Consider the following 16,272-nt stretch of genomic DNA (forward strand, 5'->3'; position numbering starts at 1 on the left):
GTCTGCCAGGTTTGGCGATCCATCCGCCGGGATGCTCTGTACAACGTCCACTCTCGAGCTTTCTGTTCCTTAGGACAATCGCACTGTTCTTGGCCTGACGTGTAGCGTTCCTACATGGACGTGCGACGGCTGGAACTGCTCCGGGAGCTCTCGATGCGGCGCTCGATCACCGCGGTGGCGGCGGCGACGCACCGCACTCCCTCGGCGGTGTCGCAGCAGCTCAAGGTGCTCGAGCGCGAGGCGGGTGTGCCGCTGATCGAGCGCTCGGGACGCGGCGTCGTCCTCACCGCGGCCGGCCGCGAGCTGGCCCGCAGCGCCACCGAGATCGCGACCGCGCTCGAGCGCGCCGACGCGGTCTGGCAGACGTTCAAGAACAACCCGATCGGCGAGGTGACGATCGCGACGTTCCCGACGGCGGGCCAGATGCTGCTGCCGGACGCCCTGGTCGCTCTGCGCAGCGTCGAGGGGCTCGTCGTGCACTGCGAGGACGCGGATCCCGGGACCGACGAGTTCCTCGATCTCACCGCCGACTTCGACATCGTGCTCGCGCACTCGCCCACCGGCCGCAGCGCCTGGGCCGGGCACGGCCTCGCGATGGCCGAGCTGATGGTCGAGCCGCTCGACATCGCATTGCCGCTCGGCCACCGGCTCGCCGACCGCGCGACCGTCACGGCGGGCGACCTCGTCGGCGAGACCTGGATCGGCGTGCCCGACGGCTTCCCGTTCGAGCGGATCATGCAGGAGATCGAGACGACCTCGGGCGAGCCGGTCCGTGTCGAGCAGCGCTTCGCCTCGACCCGCGTGACGGAGGCGTTCGTGGCGGCCGGCCTCGGCATCGCCGTGGTCCCGCGCTACACCGCGGGCACGGCGGGCATCGTCGTGAAGCCCCTCCGCGGCGTGAACTCCGTGCGCCACATCGTCGCGCTGATGCGCCCCGACCGCGCGGAGCGGCTCTCCGTGCGGACCGTCGTCCGCGAGCTCCGCGCGCAGGCGGGCCGGCTCCTCCACTCCATGTGACCGCGCCCTCGGAGCCGCGACGCGGCACCCGCGGAGCCGCGATGCGGCGCCCCCTCCTGACCGGCCGCGGAGCCGCGCCCTCGGAGCCGCGATGCGGCGCCCCCTCCTGACCGGCCGCGGAGCCGCGAGGCGGCGCCCCCTCATGGCTGGCGTCGGAGCCGCGAAGCGGCGCCCCCTTCATGCTGGTCGAGTAGCCGCGCAGCGGCGTATCGAGACCCACCGTCCTCCAGCGCGGGGGCCTGCAGACCACCGTTCCGACGGTGGTGGATCTCGATACGCCGACTTCGTCGGCTACTCGATCAGCACGGTGTGGCGCCCCTGTGCTGGTCGAACAGTCGCGCAGCGTCCTTTTCATGTTGGTCGAGTAGCCGCGCAGCGGCGTATCGAGACCCGCCCACCGAACGACGGTGGATCTCGATACGCCGACTTCGTCGGCTACTCGATAACCATGCTGCGGCCCCGCCCCGTCTCGCGCGCTACCCGATCCGCCGCCGCCTCGCCACTCGGCCCGCGCCCGGCCGGGCACAGGGGACAATGGAGGCATGACCGATCCGCTCGACTCCTCGCCGCGCCCCGACGACGTCGAGATCACCCGCGAGGAGGTCGACGTCCGCCGCTCGCCGCGGGTCTGGCGCATCCTCGCGCTCGGCGCGGGCCTCGGCGCGATCGTCGCCTTCGTGCTCACCTTCGCGCTGCCCGAGACCGAGGGCTTCAGCCAGGCGCAGGTCTTCGGCTTCAGTCTGCTGCTGTTCGTGACGATCTTCGGCGGTCTCGCCGCGCTCGTCGTCGTGATCCTCGACCGGGTCGTCGGCCGCCGCGTCGTCCGCACCACCGCCGAGCGCACGGTCGCCCGCGAGGTGGACCGCGACGACGAGCCGACGGACGACCTAGACGCCCCGGACGAGAACGAGGCGCCCGGCACGGAGCCGGACGCCTCGACGCGCTAGAGACGACGCTCTGCAAGCGAGTGGTCAGCGGCGCTTGCGGCTGCTGCGGCTCGTCGAGCGCGCGGCGTTCTGCGTGGCGCGCTTGGCCTTCTGCGACTTCTTCAGGCGACCCGCGATGAACGTCAGGAGCAGGGGCAGCAGGCGGTAGATCACGGGGACTCCTCGTCTCGGGCGCACGGAGCGGCGCCCCACGATCATGGACGATCCGTCGCCGCAGGGCACCCCGTTGCGCGCACCCGGGTGCTGTGCCTGCCGGATGCGCGCTCTCCCAGCGTCAGCTCAGCTGCGTGCGCTCCACCCAGTCGAGGTACTCCGGCGTGACGGTGCCGGTGACGTACTCGCCGGTGAAGCAGCTGGTCTCCAGGTCGGTGACGTCCGAGCCCTCCAGGATCGCCGCCTTCATGTCGGCGACCTCCTGGTAGATCAGGTAGTCGGCGCCGATCGCCTCCGAGATCTCGGGGATCCGGCGGTTGTGCGCGACGAGCTCCTGCCGCGACGGCATGTTGATGCCGTAGACGTGCGGGTAGCGCACCGGCGGCGCCGCGGACGCGAAGGTGACGCTGTTCGCGCCGGCCGTGCGGGCCATGTCGACGATCTCCTTCGACGTCGTGCCGCGCACGATCGAGTCGTCGACGATCAGCACGTTCTTGCCCTTGAACTCGCTCGACATCGCGTTCAGCTTCTGCCGCACCGACTTCTTGCGCACCGCCTGCCCGGGCATGATGAACGTCCGGCCGACGTAGCGGTTCTTGTAGAAGCCCTCGCGGTACGGGATGCCCAGCTTCTGCGCGACCTGCATCGCGGCGGGGCGCGAGGAGTCCGGGATCGGCATGACCACGTCGATCGCGCCGCCCGGCGTGTACTCGGCGATGGTATCGGCGAGCCGGTCGCCGAGGCGCAGCCGGGCCTCGTAGACCGAGATCCCGGAGAGGATCGAGTCGGGCCGCGCGAGGTAGACGTACTCGAACGAGCACGGGATGAGGCGCGGGTTCTTCGCGCACTGACGGCTGGTCATCCGGCCGTCGGGGGTGATGAAGATCGCCTCGCCCGGAGCGACGTCCCGGACGATCTCGAAGCCCTGCGCCTCGAGGACGAGCGACTCGGAGGCGACCACCCAGTCGTCCGGCCCGTTCACGTTGAACCGGCGGCCGACGATCAGCGGCCGGATGCCGAACGGGTCGCGGAACGCGAGCAGCCCGTGACCGGCGATCAGCGCGATGGTGGCGTAGGAGCCCTCGACCCGCTCGTGCACGCGGGCGACGGCGTCGAACACCTCGTCCGCGTCGAGGTCGCGGCCCGAGATCGAGGCCTGCAGCTCGTTCGCGAGGACGTTGACCAGCAGCTCGGTGTCGGAGGTGGTGTTGAGGTGGCGGCGATCGACGGTGAAGAGCTCCTCGGTGAGCTCGCGCGTGTTCGTCAGGTTGCCGTTGTGGATGAGGATGATGCCGTACGGCGCGTTCACGTAGAACGGCTGCGCCTCCTCCTCGCGCTCCGCGTTGCCCTTGGTGGCGTAGCGGACGTGCCCGAGGCCCATCGTGCCGAGCAGCGAGCGCATGTCGCGGGTGCGGAACGCCTCGCGGACCTGCCCCGCCGCCTTCTTGATGTGCAGCGTGCTGCCGTCGGCGGTCGCGATGCCGGTCGAGTCCTGGCCGCGGTGCTGCAGGAGGGAGAGGCTGTCGTAGATGGACTGGTTGACCGGCCCGGAGGACACGATCCCAACGATTCCGCACATGCCGGAGGGGCTCCCAAGGGGATAGCAGGGGGGATTGACGGTCCATCCTGGCACGCGGAGGACGCATCCCCTAACGGTTCGCTCCCGGCGGATCCGCCCGGGCGACGGCGCTCGCGGGTGGCGACGCGGGCGGATCGGCCGGTCGGCGGTCCGGCTCACCGGACGCGCGCTCAGTCGCGGCCAGCTGCTCGACGGCCGGATCGGGCCGACCGAAGATCTCGGCGATCGCGGCCCTCACCTCGACGGCCGTGAAGCCCGTCGTGAAGTGCAGCTCCGGCCAGCGGTGATGGAGGACCGTCGCGCGGAGCAGTCGGCGGACGATTCTCGCGGCAGCCGGGGGCAGCGTCGTGCGGAGACGGCGTCCACCGTGTTGATCCTGCTGGATCTCCACCGGCGTGCTCGGCTCGCTGGGTCCGTCGGTGATCGTCACTTCGACGACGTCGTCGTTCTTGAAATGCGCCTGTTCGCTTCGCGTCAGCATCATCAGCGCGAGCAGTGAGTGCTTCCTCTCGCCGGAGAACTGCAGCTCGTCACGTTGCCACGCGGGCAAGCGCGTCGCTTGGAGGACGATGCCGGCCGCGACGTCGAACGTCTTCCACGAGACGACGACGGTCCGGCCGGGCGTGCAGTCAGCCTCAGTCATCGGGTCCTTCTCTGCGTGCGAAGAGTCGTCCCGAAGGCTCGCTGAAGTCCGAAGGCGGATCGGCAGAATCGGCCGACGAATAGTCGCGTCTACCTTCGCTGGTCAGGTTCACCCCATGATCGCGCGCGATTGCGAAGGAATGGACGATCTCGTTGCTCATGTTCGCACCTCTATTCCTTCTTTTCTGTCGAACGATGCCCTGCTCCGAATGCGCGTTATGCCCCACGATGCCCTGGCTTCAGCAGTGGGTTCAGCTCAACGCTCGAGCAGGACGGTGGTGAAGCTGTACGACCTCACCGGAGAGTTCTCCCAGGCCTGCCCGATGATGCTCGATATCCGTCGGAACGTCTCGCGTTCTCCCGGGTCGTCCGCCAACAGCTCGCCCGATCCGCGAATGAGAATTAGAAAAGAGAAGGCCTGGTACCAGGACAGGTCTCTCATCTGCTCCGCGAACGAGGGCCAGTTCTCGACCATCCACGGGAACTCCAGCGCACGTCCGTAGCAGTCCCAGAGCTGCTCGACGGTCCGCATCCCGCTCGCGTGAAGTTCGATCAGCCCGCCGTCCGTCTCCGTCACATCGATGAGGTTCGCCAAATGCAGATCTCCGGCCTCAATGTCGAACAGCCACGGCCTTCCCGTATAAGGTGCAATATTCATTTCCTCGCCAGTGCTTGCGATGAGCAGCCTCGAATAATGACGATCCTCGCTGCATGTCCGTTCACATCGCTCCCCTTTTTCTCGGTGACGGTGCTGGAAGCATCATTCGTAATTGGTCCGTCCTTCTCGCAGATCGGCGAAGGTCGGCTCTTCTTTGCCGAAAAGATCGAAAAAGACATTCGACATCTCCCATGCATGAGTGCCGGTCGTGTACCAGAGCTCGGGCCATCTGTGAAAGACTACCGTCGCGTGTAATAGTGCATATAGCTTGCGTGCAAGACTCACGGGAATTCTTATTCTGAGAATGGTTCGTTCTCGCCTCGAATCTGGATGATGAGACCGGTCGTCAATCTCTCCTTCACGAGCGACAAGTTCCGCCGCGTCTACTTCAACGAAATCGATCAATACCTCATGGACGCCGCCGGCGTGCCTGGCGCATTGTCGTGTTCGGTCATTGAGATCGAAGTAGAATTCGACTTCGTCATTCGTAATACCTATTTCTTCACGAGTTGCTCGAGGAAGTCGCGTAGACTCGCCGAATAGGCGTAGGGCGATGTCTAGTGATTCGAATTTGATATGCTTCACATCCCCACCCTCGACTTCACTGCAATGTTTTGCGGAAATATCTTTCACCTTCCTCTGGCCTGAATACAGAGCCACCATTTCCCTCTTCAATCACAACCACGCCCCGCTCGGCGTCCCAGTGGCCGACCCGCCCTCGCTGGAGATAGCGGGCCTCGCTCGCGATATTTCCGTCGAGGATGTCGTCGACGTATTTGATTAGGTCTTGATGATCAAAGCCATCGATCTGATGGTCCATGTCTCCCTGAAACAATCGTTGACGAGAGTGGTCTGCAATGTTACGAGCCTGCTCAGACGCTCCGTCGCTTGCGCCGTCATCTTCCTCGCTGCAATCCGGCATCACCAAGGGGCAGTCCGAGTGCTGAGTTGGGTCCTCGGCCTCCGCGGCCCCGTCATTCGCGCCGGTCGAGTCTCCGGACATCGACAGCACGAGGCCGACGGCGCCGGCTGCGCCGAAGAATCGCCCGGCTGCGGCCCACGGAACGGCAGGTATCTCGACGTCCCATCCGGGCGCCTGCCACGTGGGCGCCATCGGGGGAGCGAGCGTCGTCGCCTTCCCCGCAGGGCCGGAGTGCCGCGCGAGGGACTCGTCGCGTCGCTGGTCGACGCTCGGGCGGCCCGCGGGCGCGGGCGCTGCGCTCCCCGATCTGGGCTTGGGCTTCGGGGCCGCATTCGGCGCGTTGCCGTAGCCGTTCGCGTTGTCGAAGGTTCCGAGGGGACGCAGGCCGGACGCGTCGGACAGTGTCACGGGCGAGTTCGACGAGTACGAGTACCCGTTGTTCTGCTGCGGCTCGAACGGCGACAGGACCGGGTCGACGCTGACGAACTTCCCGAGGCCCGGGTCGTACTCCCGCGCCCCGAGATGCGTCAGGCCGCTGGCGGACGACCTCGGCGCGTTCAGGTACGCGTTGCTCGACGTCCATCCGGATCCGGGCCCTCGGCTGTTGCCGTAGGGGTCCATGAATCGCCGGCGCACGGATCCGGTGGCCTGGTCGACGGAGACGGACGCCGTTCCCACCGTGTCTGTCGCGAGCCAGACGACGGTGCTCACCGCGGGTGCGGCGGCGGTCGTGGTCCGCTCCGCGACGGCGGCGCCGTTGAAGCCGTAGGTGCGGGTCCCGGAGGTGGTCGAGGAGCCCGGCTTCCGCTGCAGCACGGTGTCGCCCAGGAAGAGGCGCGCCCCCTCGCCGGAGTCGACGCGCAGCAGGAGGTCGCCCGACGCGTCGTAGACGTTCGCCTGGGTGGTCGGACCCGCCACCACACCGCTCAGCTTCCCGCGCGCGTCCCAGTTCAGGGTCTGGCCGGGCCGGCTCACCGTGTTGCCCGCGCCGTCGTAGGCGTAGCTGCTCGTCGCCGGCGCTCCGGCTCCGGTGGTCTGCGCCCTCGCGCTCACCGCGTGGGCGTGCCCGGCCGCACCGTAGCTGTAGTCCGTGGTCGAAGCGACTCCGCCGCCCGCCGCCGCGGCCGTCGTCTGCGTCGTCCGATTCCCGGTGACCGGATCGACCGTGTAGGTCGTCCGGTATGCGGCCGACCCGCCGAGTGCGACTCCCTCGCCGCTGTCACCGCACGTCGATTTCCCGTCGGCCGATGCCGGGGTCCACGCGTCCTTCAGGTTCTGCAGGGCGTCGTACGCGAAGCACTGCATCTCCTGCGCCGCAGTGTCCGCGGGGGACGGCGTGACGGTGTCGATGCCGGGGTCGCCGATCCGGGTGCGGATCGACGTGATGCCACCCGCGGGGTTGCGGCCGATCGTGCGGTCCGCGACCGTGAACGCCCCCCGCGTGCCGATGGTGAGGTTGCGGATCGCGGTGATCCGCCCGGTCGCGCCGTCGTGGTCGGTGGTGGTGAACATCTTCGTGTGCCCGGCCGCGCCCGGGTCCGGGTCGCTCTGGAACTGGGCGACGTCGCCGGTGTTGGTCAGGACGACCTTGCTCACGTAGTCGCGGAGTCCGGTCGAGCCGGCGACGAGCCCGAGGGAGTCGTAGCGGGTCTCCACCGTCTCCGCGGGGAGGCCCGGCTGTCCGGGCAGCCCGGCGACGGCCGGGAGGATCGACTTCTTCAGCGCCCCGTCCGGGTAGTACTCGAGCCCTTGCGTGTATCGGAAGCCGGAGAAGGCCGGCGCGCCCTCGGGGATCGAGGTCGTGACGCTGGTCGGCCGGTACCCGGCGTCGATCGCGTCGATGCTCTTCAGGTAGGTCTTGCCGTCGACCGTGCTCGACGAGGCGGCGAGCTGCCCCTTGGCGCGGAGGTCGTAGGTCCAGCCGGCGAGCTGGGCGCCGGCGCCGTCGAGCTGCGCCACCTTCCGGTCGAGCTCGTCGTAGCGGTACGCGAGAGCGACTCCACGTCCGTCCACCGAGGTGAGCACGTTGCCGGCGTCGTCGTAGGTGAAGCTCGAGGACCCGGTGTCGGGATCGCTGGAGCCGGTCTTGCGTCCGCGGACGTCGTAGCTCCAGGACCAGGTGCTGCCGTTCTGGTCCTTCATGGTCGCCATCCGGCCCTGAGCGGTGTAGCTGTAAGAGGTGGTGATCGGCGAGGCGGAGTCGACGGCTCCCTGCCACTGGACGAGTCGGCTGGTGAGGCCCCGAGCGTCGGTGTAGGTCGTCTGCGCGGTGGCGCCGGCGGGCGGCGTGACGTCGACGCGGTCGACTCCGGAGTAGCGGGTCGTGGTCGTCGAGCGGAGATTGTTGCCGACCTCGTAGAGCGAGGAGGCGGTGATCCTGCCCGCCGAGTCGTAGGAGTGGACGGTGCGGGTCGGGATGTTGTTGGACGAGGAGGCCTGCAGCACCACGGCGCTGCTCGAGTACTCCTTGTTCGCGCCGTACGGTCCGTTGGTGGCGATGATCTGCCCGAGGCTGTCGTACTGGCTGTCCGCCACGACCGTGCTGTTCTCGGGCCCGGGGGTCCGGGACTGCACGACCCGGCCGAGGCCGTCGTAGACGTCGAGCTTCTTCAGGACCTGCCCGGCCGAGATCGTCGACGTCTCCACAGTGGAGATCCCGGTCGCGTTGATCGCGTAGCTGAAGCCGATGCTCGGGGAGTCCGGGTTCTCCGTCTTCAGCCGGCCGGGCCGCCAGACCGCCGTCAGCCGGCCGAGGGCGTCGTGGTCGGTCGAGGTGATCCGGCCGTTCGGATCGGTGCTCGTCGTGGCCTGGCCGCGGGCGGGGTCGAGCGCGGTGACGGTCTGCCAGCCCTTCGGGTTGGTGACGACGATCTGCGTCGGGGCACCGGCGCCCGAGGCCGCACCCGCCGCCGGGGTGTACGCGGTCGTCGTGGTGCGCTGCGCGACGTCGGCGACCGAGGTGACACGGCCGAGGGCGTCGTAGCCGGTGGTGCTGGTCCGCAGCCAGGTCGGGGTGTATCCGGAGTACGACGCGGCGACCCAGTTGCCGGTGGCGTCGCCCCGCGACGGCGCGGCGCCGGCCTCCGCTCCGTCGTACGCCGCCCGGGTCTGGACGATGACGTCGTCGGGGTATCTCGCGTCGACGCCGCAGGCCTTCCCGAGCTTCAGGACCTCGCTGGAGAGCCCGATGATCCAGGCCGTCGTGTTCGCGGCGGCGTAGCTCGTGATCGTGCAGCTGGAGAGCTCTCCAGCGGGGGCGACGACGCTGACCGCGGTCGGGTAGCCGTAGGTCGGGTCGAAGGCGGTCGTCGTCGTGGTCACCCGGTCGCCGCCGGTGGAGAGGCGCTCCGTGACCTGCACGGTCCCGTCGCCGAGCTTCCGGGACTGCCGGGCGCCGTCGTCGGCGCCGACGGCGGAGGCCCACGGTGTCGTCACCGTGCCGGTGAGCACCGTGTCGTCGACGTACGTCCTTACCTCGCGCACCCGGCCGGCGAGCCACCGGTCGTCGGGTGCCTCGGTGCCCGGGACCATGCGCGTGCCCGGCTTGCCCCGGTCTCCGTTGAGTCCCCGGTAGAAGACGTAGTCGGTCCGGACCCGCTTGTCCGAGGTGCCCGGATCGCCGACCCGGACGCTCAGCTGCGCGTAGCCGGCGTACTCCGACCAGGTGCGCTTCGCCTCCGGCAGCAGGGGGTTCCGGTCGTAGCGCCAGGCCACCCCTCCGCTGTAGTCGTACGTGGACACCTTCGTCGGGTCGACGGCGCCGTCGGTCTGCGGGCTCTCGAGCATCGTGCCGACGACGTAGGCGTTGAAGAGGTCCAGGCGCGGCACCGCTCCGGTGACCTTCGGCGTCCACCACTGCGGGAAGCAGCGCTTCGTGTTCCCGGCGAGATCGCCGAGCACCGCGGACTGGACGGCAGGATCGTCGCACTCGGGAGCGAGGTAGGTGACGCTGATCCCGCCGCCGGTGGGCAGCCGGACCGCGTTCAGCCGCATCTTGTTGAGGAGCGCGTAGCCGATCGCGGCACGTGCCCGGTTCTGGAGCTGCCGCCCGGAGAAGGTCGTCGTCCCCTCCTGCAGCGTGCTCGCGCCGCTGCCGCCGGCGTGCGCGATCGAGTCGAGCCAGAGGGCGGGGTCGGTGCCGTCGCCCGTGTCGGGGAAGGAGTGGCCGAGCGTCCAGGTGTCGACGGTGGAGTAGGCGGAGGGGGTGCGGACCTGGGTGGTGACGGTGTCCAGGCGCGCGGTCGTCCAGAAGGTGGGCGAGCGCTGGCCGTCGCAGCTGCCGGTCGTGCAGTTGAGGTCGAACGGGACGTCGGGGTAGACGCTCGCGCTCCCCGCGGCGCCGTCCACGCCCGGTGTCCGGACGTCGCCGCCGAGGGCCAGCGGGGCGCACGCACTCGCGTCGGAGGCGTTGCAGCGGCCGGTGGCGCTGTAGCCGAAGGTCACCTTCCCGGTCGCGGCGTTCGCGGCGTAGACGGTGCCCTCGGTCAGGCCGTACTCGATGCTCGTCAGAGCGCCGCCGCGGACGTAGGCGGTCGGGCCGGTGCCGGCCGTCGATCGGAAGCGGTTGGTCTCCCGGGCGTAGGAGAAGACCTCGGCGTTGCCGTGCGTGTCGACGACGTAGTCGAGGTTCCAGCGCCACGCCTGCGCGCAGGACGACGATGCGAAGGTCGAGCCGTGGCAGGGCTCGCCCGCGTCGTCGCCGAAGACGGGCGCGGTGAAGACCGACTTCGTCTCGGGGCTGCCCGGCGACCAGCCCGGGAGGCGGTTCCGGCCGAAGAAGTACTGGGTGCCGTCGGTGGTGGTCATCCGCCAGCACTCGGCGTCCTTCGCGCCGTTGCCGGCGCACTCGGCGGATCCGGTGAGCTTCTCGATCCGGGACCCGTCGTCCTGCTCGAGCTTCCAGACGTCCGTCGTCCCGTCGCGGACGAGCACGCCGGAGTGGCCGCCGAACGACAGGGTCGCGTTGTCGGTCTTCCAGCAGAGATCGCCCGACGCCTTCGCATCGCGGCCGGCCGCGTCCTCCAGGGCGCAGGGGAGGTAGCTGCGCTCGATGAAGCCGCTGCCCGCGAGGTCCCAGCCCTCGCCGACGACCGAGGTCTGGTTGTTGGTGGAAGCGGTGCGGCCGTCGACGCTCTGCGAGTCGTAGGCGAGAGCGAGCTCCGGCTGCGGGCCGGCCGCCGGGGGCGGGACGGCCAGCGGGTAGCTCCAGACGAAGGCGCCGGTCTGGGCGCTGACGTCCCAGGTGCTCGACGGCGCGAGCGAGGTCGCCCGGTAGTCGCCGTTCCCCGCCGCCGAGCTCGCCGCCGCGGCCGCGGTCACCACGGTCGGCGTCGCGTCCGCCTGCACCCTCATGACGTTCGCTCCGCCGGTGCTCTTCGACGCCACCGGTGTCGCCGCTGCTCTGCGGGGAGCGATCGCCGCCGCCGTCCTGATCGCCGACGCCGGTGCGGCCGTCGCCGTCGAGGGAGTGCCCGGGATCTGCACCCAGGACACCCGCGAGGCGTAGTCCCCGCCGTAGAGGGCCGACGTCAGCTCGTCCGGCACCGACAGCTCGACGACGCCCGCTGCGGTCGTGCCGTCCGTGCGGGACACCTCGAGGGTCAGACCGGTCGCACCCTTCGCCGCCGCCTCCTCGGCGCTGAGAATCGAGACGGACACCGACTCGACGGCGGGAGAGCCCTCCGCCGGACTCGCCTGGACCGTGATGCCCGTGTCGCCGAGCTCCGTCGAGGAGGTGTGCGCCCCTGCCTCCGGTTCGTCTGCTGACAGGAGGGCCGCGAGGCGCATCGCCGTCGACGCCGCAGCGGGCGACGCCGCAGCGGGCGACGCGGCGTCCGGCGACGAGGGAGAGGAGGTCTCCGCTGACAGATCGACGTCGAACGACTCCGGCTCCGGCAGTGCTGCCTCGTCCACGAGTGGAGCGGGTGCCGCTTCCCCGTCGGACTCGCGTCCGGCGATCGCATGGACGTCGACGAGGACGCCGCGGTCGACCGGCGGCACGACCCCCGCGGCGTGGGCAGGTGTCACGGAGAGGACCGTGACGACCAGCACGGCGCTGACCGTCGAGGCGAGGAGGCGCCGGAGGCGGGCGCGACGGAGGAGGGAGTTCGGAGATGCCACAGGAAGGCCCGTTTCTCGAGGGTGTGCCGTCGGAGACGGACTAGTGGTCAAGCGGGTGCGGGGCGACCGAGGCGGGGGTCTGCGGACGGGTGGGGGTCGTCGGGTCGGCGGAGGCGGCGATCCTGAGCTGTGCGACGGTGGATCGGGTGCCGTCTGCGTTGGCGACGTCCGCCCAGCTGCCGACTTTGTCGACGCTCGTGACGACGAGCGTCGAGACCTCGGCGATCGGCGTGACCGTGACCGTCGCCGACCGGCCGGAGGCGTCCAGGCAGACGACGTGGGTCTCCCCGCTGCTGCTCCCGCAGGCGGGCAGCGCGTCGACCTCGGTCTTCAGGCTGTAGTCGCCCGGCACCCCGTCGGAGGGGACCCAGCGGTAGAGGAACCTGTCCACCCCGTCCTCGGCCGGTGCCTCGAAGTGGACGGTGAACGGCCGGCCCACGGTGTACCCCGCGGGGCCGGCGTCGTTCGTGATCGTCGGAAGGGTCGAGGGGCCGCTGCTGCGGACGGTGAAGTAGCACCACGGGGGAGTCGTCCGACTGCAGACGAACGTCGTCCGCGCGGGCCGACCAGGCGTAGCGTCCGTCCGCCAGTGTGCCGGCGTCGATCGTCATCGTGCGGTCCCAGCCGTCGGGCTCGATCGGCGTGGTGGCGAACACGACCCTGCCCGCATCGGGCGGGGCGTCGTGGCCGGTGCCGCCGTTGCTCGCCGTCACGACCTGGAAGCGCCCGTACATCGGATCGCCGTCGGGGTCGTGCATCGTCGCGCGGAGGACGAGCGCGGTGCGGTTGGTCACCCAGGCGGGATCGGAGGCGACGCCGCAGCCGCGATCGGGTGTCGACATCGCGACGTTCGTCGGCGAGTCCGGCCTGCGGTCGTACGTGACGGTCAAGGAGGCGGAGGGATCGAACCGCTTCCACTGGCTGTGGGCGGCCTCGTCCGGCGCTCGCAGACCGAAGGTGATGGAGTCGGCGTTCGAGCCGGCGGCGACCTTCGCCCCCTCGGAGGCGTTCCATCCGACGTTCTTCTCCGGGCAGTCCGCCGCGCCTCGCCGCCCGGACGCGACGACGGTGTCGAGCTTCTGGATCCAGTTCCCGCCACCCGATTCGTTCCAGGTCGCGCCCTCGCGCATGCTGCCCGTCCACCAGAGCTCGACCGGTGTCGCGGTGCAGTTCCAGGACCAGATCTCGTGCGCGCTGAAGCTCGCGCTGATGATGTCCGCGCCCTTGATGCCCTCGGTGGGCATCAGGAAGAAGGATCGGGCGCTGCGGATGTCCCCCGCGGGATCGTCGACGGAGCCGACGGACTGCCCGCGGCCGTCGTTGCCCTGCCCATCGAGGAACGAGGCGTTCGGCAGGTTGGACGCCACCCACCACGAGTGAGCGCGAGTGCCGGAGAAGTCCGGGTCGATGAAGACGGGAAAGTCGAGGCCGGGAGTCGCGAGAACGGAGTCGACGTCCAGGGACAGGGTGTCTCCCGTCGTGCTCGTCGGGACCGTGCTCGACTCGGGTGCGTCGCCCGTCGGTCGGCTTCCCCCGTCGACGGAGGACGAGTCCCACCAGGTCGGTGCGCTAGCGACGAGGGCGGAGTCCGTCCCGTCGATCTCCGCCGACAGGCCGCCGTCGGCCTCCCGAGAGACCTCGCCGCCGTCGAACTCGAAGCGGACGGTGTCGAGCTCCGGATTCGTGGCGGCCTCCGGCGTCTTCACGATCAGGACCTGCGACATCCCGACGTTGGTCGACGTGACCCGGAGGTCCACCTCGGGGAAGACGTCCCGGTACAGCGCCGTCGAGCCGTCCAGAACCGGGCTCGGCAGCACGCCGTGCTCCCAGTTCATCGACAGCCAGGCGCCCGTCGCCGTCTGGATCTGCGCCAGCTTCCGATCACCGCCTCCCGAGAATCGGACGGGCACCGTGGCGACTGCGGGCTCGATCGAGCCGTCCGCTGTCCGGGACATGGTGGTGTCCACGTCGATCCACGATCCGTTCCGCTCGACGCGCTGAGGCTCCGTGCTCGCGACGTACTGCATCGTGCCGTCGGGCAGGGCCGTCGTGATCTCGGTCGCGGTCGTCCTGCTGCTGACCACGACATCGTGGTCGAACGTCCTCGCGAGGGATGCGGCGTCGGCGTCGGTGGAGGCTTCAGCGGCATCGGCGGTCGCGGCGGCGACTCGCTCGACGGTGGGCGCCGTCGGAACCGCGCCGGCGACCGGTGCCAGGAGCGGGGCGACCAGGGCGACGACGGCGAGGAGCGGCACGCGCCGCCCGCGGCCCCGATCGCCGGTCGCGCTCCCTCGGAACATCGTGTGCACCACTGCCCACTCCTGCCTGTCGACGGACAGGTGAGCGGACCTCACCTCGTCTCGGGTCGAGAGCCTGGCAGCCGACGCGCGAATCGCCCCTGAGGATCTTCGAAGCCGATCGGATCGAGAGCCGAGCGGCTCGCTGCTGAAGGGGCTCGGGAGAGCGCGCTACGCCAGTGCGGGAGCGGGCTCGGTCTTTGAGCGGAGCGCTTCCGACCAGCGCGGCGCCCGCCGAAGCTGGCGCGTCGTGCGGGCCGCCGATGGCGCGTCCTGCGTCAGCAGCCGATCGAGGAGATGACGTACCCGCCGCCCACGTAGGACGGCCCGTGGTAGCCCCAGGCGTTCAGGTCGGTCGCATTCGTGACTCCGGCGACGAGGGCGGGCTGCGAGCGGCCGGAGTTGTCGAGGTTGCCGCCCCAGGCGTAGACGGTCGCGTTCGAGGCGAGCGCCAGGTAGGTGCCGTCCGTGCTGAACACCTTCGTCAGGGTGACGCCCGCGGGGATCGTCCTCGCCTCCGTGCGGTAGGCGTTGCCGGCGGGCTGCGCGGCGAAGAACTGGGCGACCGTTCCCGCCGTGGTGGCGTACACACCGCCGGTGTAGCCCTCGTAGGTCCAGGCGTGGGTCGTCGCGACGTTCTCGGCGCGCAGGATCCAGCCCGCGCCGCCGGGCGACGACGTGAACGCGGCGCCCTGCGTCCACAGCTCGCCGGAGCCGGTGAGGGCGTAGACGGTGGACTGCCCGGCCTGGAACTCGACGATGTCCGCCGGAGCGCCGCCCAGGGCGGTGAGGGCGTGGCTGCCGTTCCAGGCGCTGACACCGCCGTCGGCGCGGAGGATCCCGCCGCCGAAGGCGAGGACGCCGTTGGCTCGGCGGTAGCTCCAGGTGCTGATCGCCGATGCGCCGGCCGTTCCCGCGATGAGCGTGGCGGCGACCCGGTCGCCCGAGGTCGCGTTCGCCCACCAGTGCAGGCCGGTGCTGGTGAGGGCGTAGCTGTAGCCGTCGTTCGACTCGGCAGCGAGGACCGTGCCGGTGATGCCGGTCACCGCCGCGACCGTGAGCTGGCCGGTGCCGGTCCCCGTGCGGTACCACTGGCGGACGGAGTCCGCTCCGGCTCCCGCGGCGATGCCGCCGGCGGAGGTGTTGCCGGCCTGGACGCAGGTCCAGGTGTCGATGAACACCATGCCCGTCACCGCGGCTCCGGCGAACGTCAGGGTTCCGGGAGCCGTCACCGGGGCGCCGAGGTTCGCTCCCCAGTAGCGCACCCGGCCGTCGGCGGTCAGCACGGCGGCGTTCCGGCCGGCGCTGGCGGCGAGCTCGTCACCGGAGATCGCGCCGTGGACGCCGTCGACGACTCCGGGCACGACGGCGGAGGAGAACGTCGGCTGCTGGTTCGCGCCGCCGGGGGAGCGCGTGAGTTCCACCACCTGGCCGGGGCTCGCGGTCACCGTCCCCGGCGCGTAGGCGATCGCCGTGCCGTAGGTGGCCGTGATCGTGTAGGAGCCCGCGGAGCCCGACGCCGCGAACGCCGGGACGGAGACGACGCCCTCCGTGCCGACCGCCACCACGGCGGAGCTCCCGCCGGCGGAGAAGCCGAGCCCGGGCGGGAGTGCGACGGTCACCGAGGCGCCCCTGGCCGCGGGAGACGTCCCGTCGAGGGCGCGGAAGAGCACGGTGCCGGCGGGCACGACGTCGCAGCGGACCGCCTCGAAGCCGGTCACGTCGAGCAGATCGGGCGGACCGACGGGCTCGGGCGGTGTCGAGGCGGTGGCGTGCGGCGCCGCGGTGACCACGGCGACGGTGGGGATCGTCCAGGCGGTGGCCGCCACGATCGAGCGCCGACGGAGCGGCGGGCCGGACGGGGAGGCGGGGTCGGCCATCAGGTTTCCTCGGGGGCGCGGAGGACGGCGTGGAGTGCGACGCCGTCCCGGATGAAG

The 16,272-nt window shown here is 70.3% G+C and carries 12 protein-coding genes; 4 read left to right on the forward strand and 8 right to left on the reverse strand.

Features of this window, described 5'->3' with window-relative positions:
• Nucleotides 1-114: 114 nt before the first annotated feature.
• Both EDF22_RS18490 and EDF22_RS18495 read left to right on the forward strand, forming a co-directional pair.
• On the forward strand, nt 115-1,017 hold the full coding sequence (locus EDF22_RS18490) for a LysR family transcriptional regulator (RefSeq protein WP_123448058.1): 903 nt from the start codon (nt 115-117) through the stop codon (nt 1,015-1,017).
• Nucleotides 1,018-1,559: 542 nt separating this feature from the next.
• Nucleotides 1,560-1,964: a hypothetical protein gene (locus EDF22_RS18495; protein WP_123706300.1), complete on the forward strand. Its 405-nt coding sequence runs from the start codon at nt 1,560-1,562 to the stop codon at nt 1,962-1,964.
• 24 nt (nt 1,965-1,988) lie between these two features.
• On the opposite strand, the gene EDF22_RS21390 is transcribed toward EDF22_RS18495, so the two are convergent.
• From EDF22_RS21390 to EDF22_RS18510, 5 genes are all read right to left on the reverse strand, one after another.
• Nucleotides 1,989-2,117, reverse strand: a complete 129-nt coding sequence (locus tag EDF22_RS21390; RefSeq protein ID WP_260303555.1) for a hypothetical protein — start codon at nt 2,115-2,117, stop codon at nt 1,989-1,991.
• 121 nt (nt 2,118-2,238) lie between these two features.
• Nucleotides 2,239-3,696 carry an amidophosphoribosyltransferase gene (purF, locus tag EDF22_RS18500; protein ID WP_123448060.1) on the reverse strand — a complete coding sequence of 486 codons (1,458 nt, stop codon included), beginning with the start codon at nt 3,694-3,696 and terminating at the stop codon, nt 2,239-2,241.
• Nucleotides 3,697-3,766: 70 nt separating this feature from the next.
• A complete protein-coding gene (locus EDF22_RS18505; protein WP_123706301.1) occupies nt 3,767-4,339 on the reverse strand; it encodes a hypothetical protein in 573 nt (190 codons plus the stop codon).
• Nucleotides 4,332-4,499: a hypothetical protein gene (locus EDF22_RS20995; protein ID WP_185039120.1), complete on the reverse strand. Its 168-nt coding sequence runs from the start codon at nt 4,497-4,499 to the stop codon at nt 4,332-4,334. The genes EDF22_RS18505 and EDF22_RS20995 overlap by 8 nt, the downstream gene beginning before the upstream one ends.
• Nucleotides 4,500-4,594: 95 nt before the next feature.
• Nucleotides 4,595-4,996, reverse strand: coding sequence for a barstar family protein (locus EDF22_RS18510; RefSeq protein WP_123706302.1), 402 nt, complete (start codon nt 4,994-4,996; stop codon nt 4,595-4,597).
• A gap of 36 nt (nt 4,997-5,032) precedes the next feature.
• Between EDF22_RS18510 and EDF22_RS20575 the strand changes: the two genes are divergently transcribed.
• Together EDF22_RS20575 and EDF22_RS18515 are read left to right on the forward strand one after the other, a co-directional pair.
• A complete protein-coding gene (locus EDF22_RS20575; protein ID WP_148059241.1) occupies nt 5,033-5,251 on the forward strand; it encodes a hypothetical protein in 219 nt (72 codons plus the stop codon).
• 78 nt (nt 5,252-5,329) lie between these two features.
• Nucleotides 5,330-5,539: a hypothetical protein gene (locus tag EDF22_RS18515; RefSeq protein WP_148059242.1), complete on the forward strand. Its 210-nt coding sequence runs from the start codon at nt 5,330-5,332 to the stop codon at nt 5,537-5,539.
• A 58-nt stretch (nt 5,540-5,597) separates the two neighbouring features.
• On the opposite strand, the gene EDF22_RS18520 is transcribed toward EDF22_RS18515, so the two are convergent.
• The 3 genes from EDF22_RS18520 to EDF22_RS18550 form a co-directional block, all read right to left on the reverse strand.
• Nucleotides 5,598-12,038, reverse strand: a complete 6,441-nt coding sequence (locus EDF22_RS18520; protein WP_185039123.1) for an RHS repeat-associated core domain-containing protein — start codon at nt 12,036-12,038, stop codon at nt 5,598-5,600.
• A 47-nt stretch (nt 12,039-12,085) separates the two neighbouring features.
• Nucleotides 12,086-14,350 carry a hypothetical protein gene (locus EDF22_RS20580; RefSeq protein ID WP_148059243.1) on the reverse strand — a complete coding sequence of 755 codons (2,265 nt, stop codon included), beginning with the start codon at nt 14,348-14,350 and terminating at the stop codon, nt 12,086-12,088.
• A 263-nt stretch (nt 14,351-14,613) separates the two neighbouring features.
• Nucleotides 14,614-16,215: a hypothetical protein gene (locus tag EDF22_RS18550; RefSeq protein ID WP_123706310.1), complete on the reverse strand. Its 1,602-nt coding sequence runs from the start codon at nt 16,213-16,215 to the stop codon at nt 14,614-14,616.
• Nucleotides 16,216-16,272: the final 57 nt, after the last annotated feature.

This window comes from Rathayibacter sp. PhB127 (assembly GCF_003751665.1).
In the GTDB taxonomy this organism is placed as follows: domain Bacteria; phylum Actinomycetota; class Actinomycetes; order Actinomycetales; family Microbacteriaceae; genus Rathayibacter; species Rathayibacter festucae.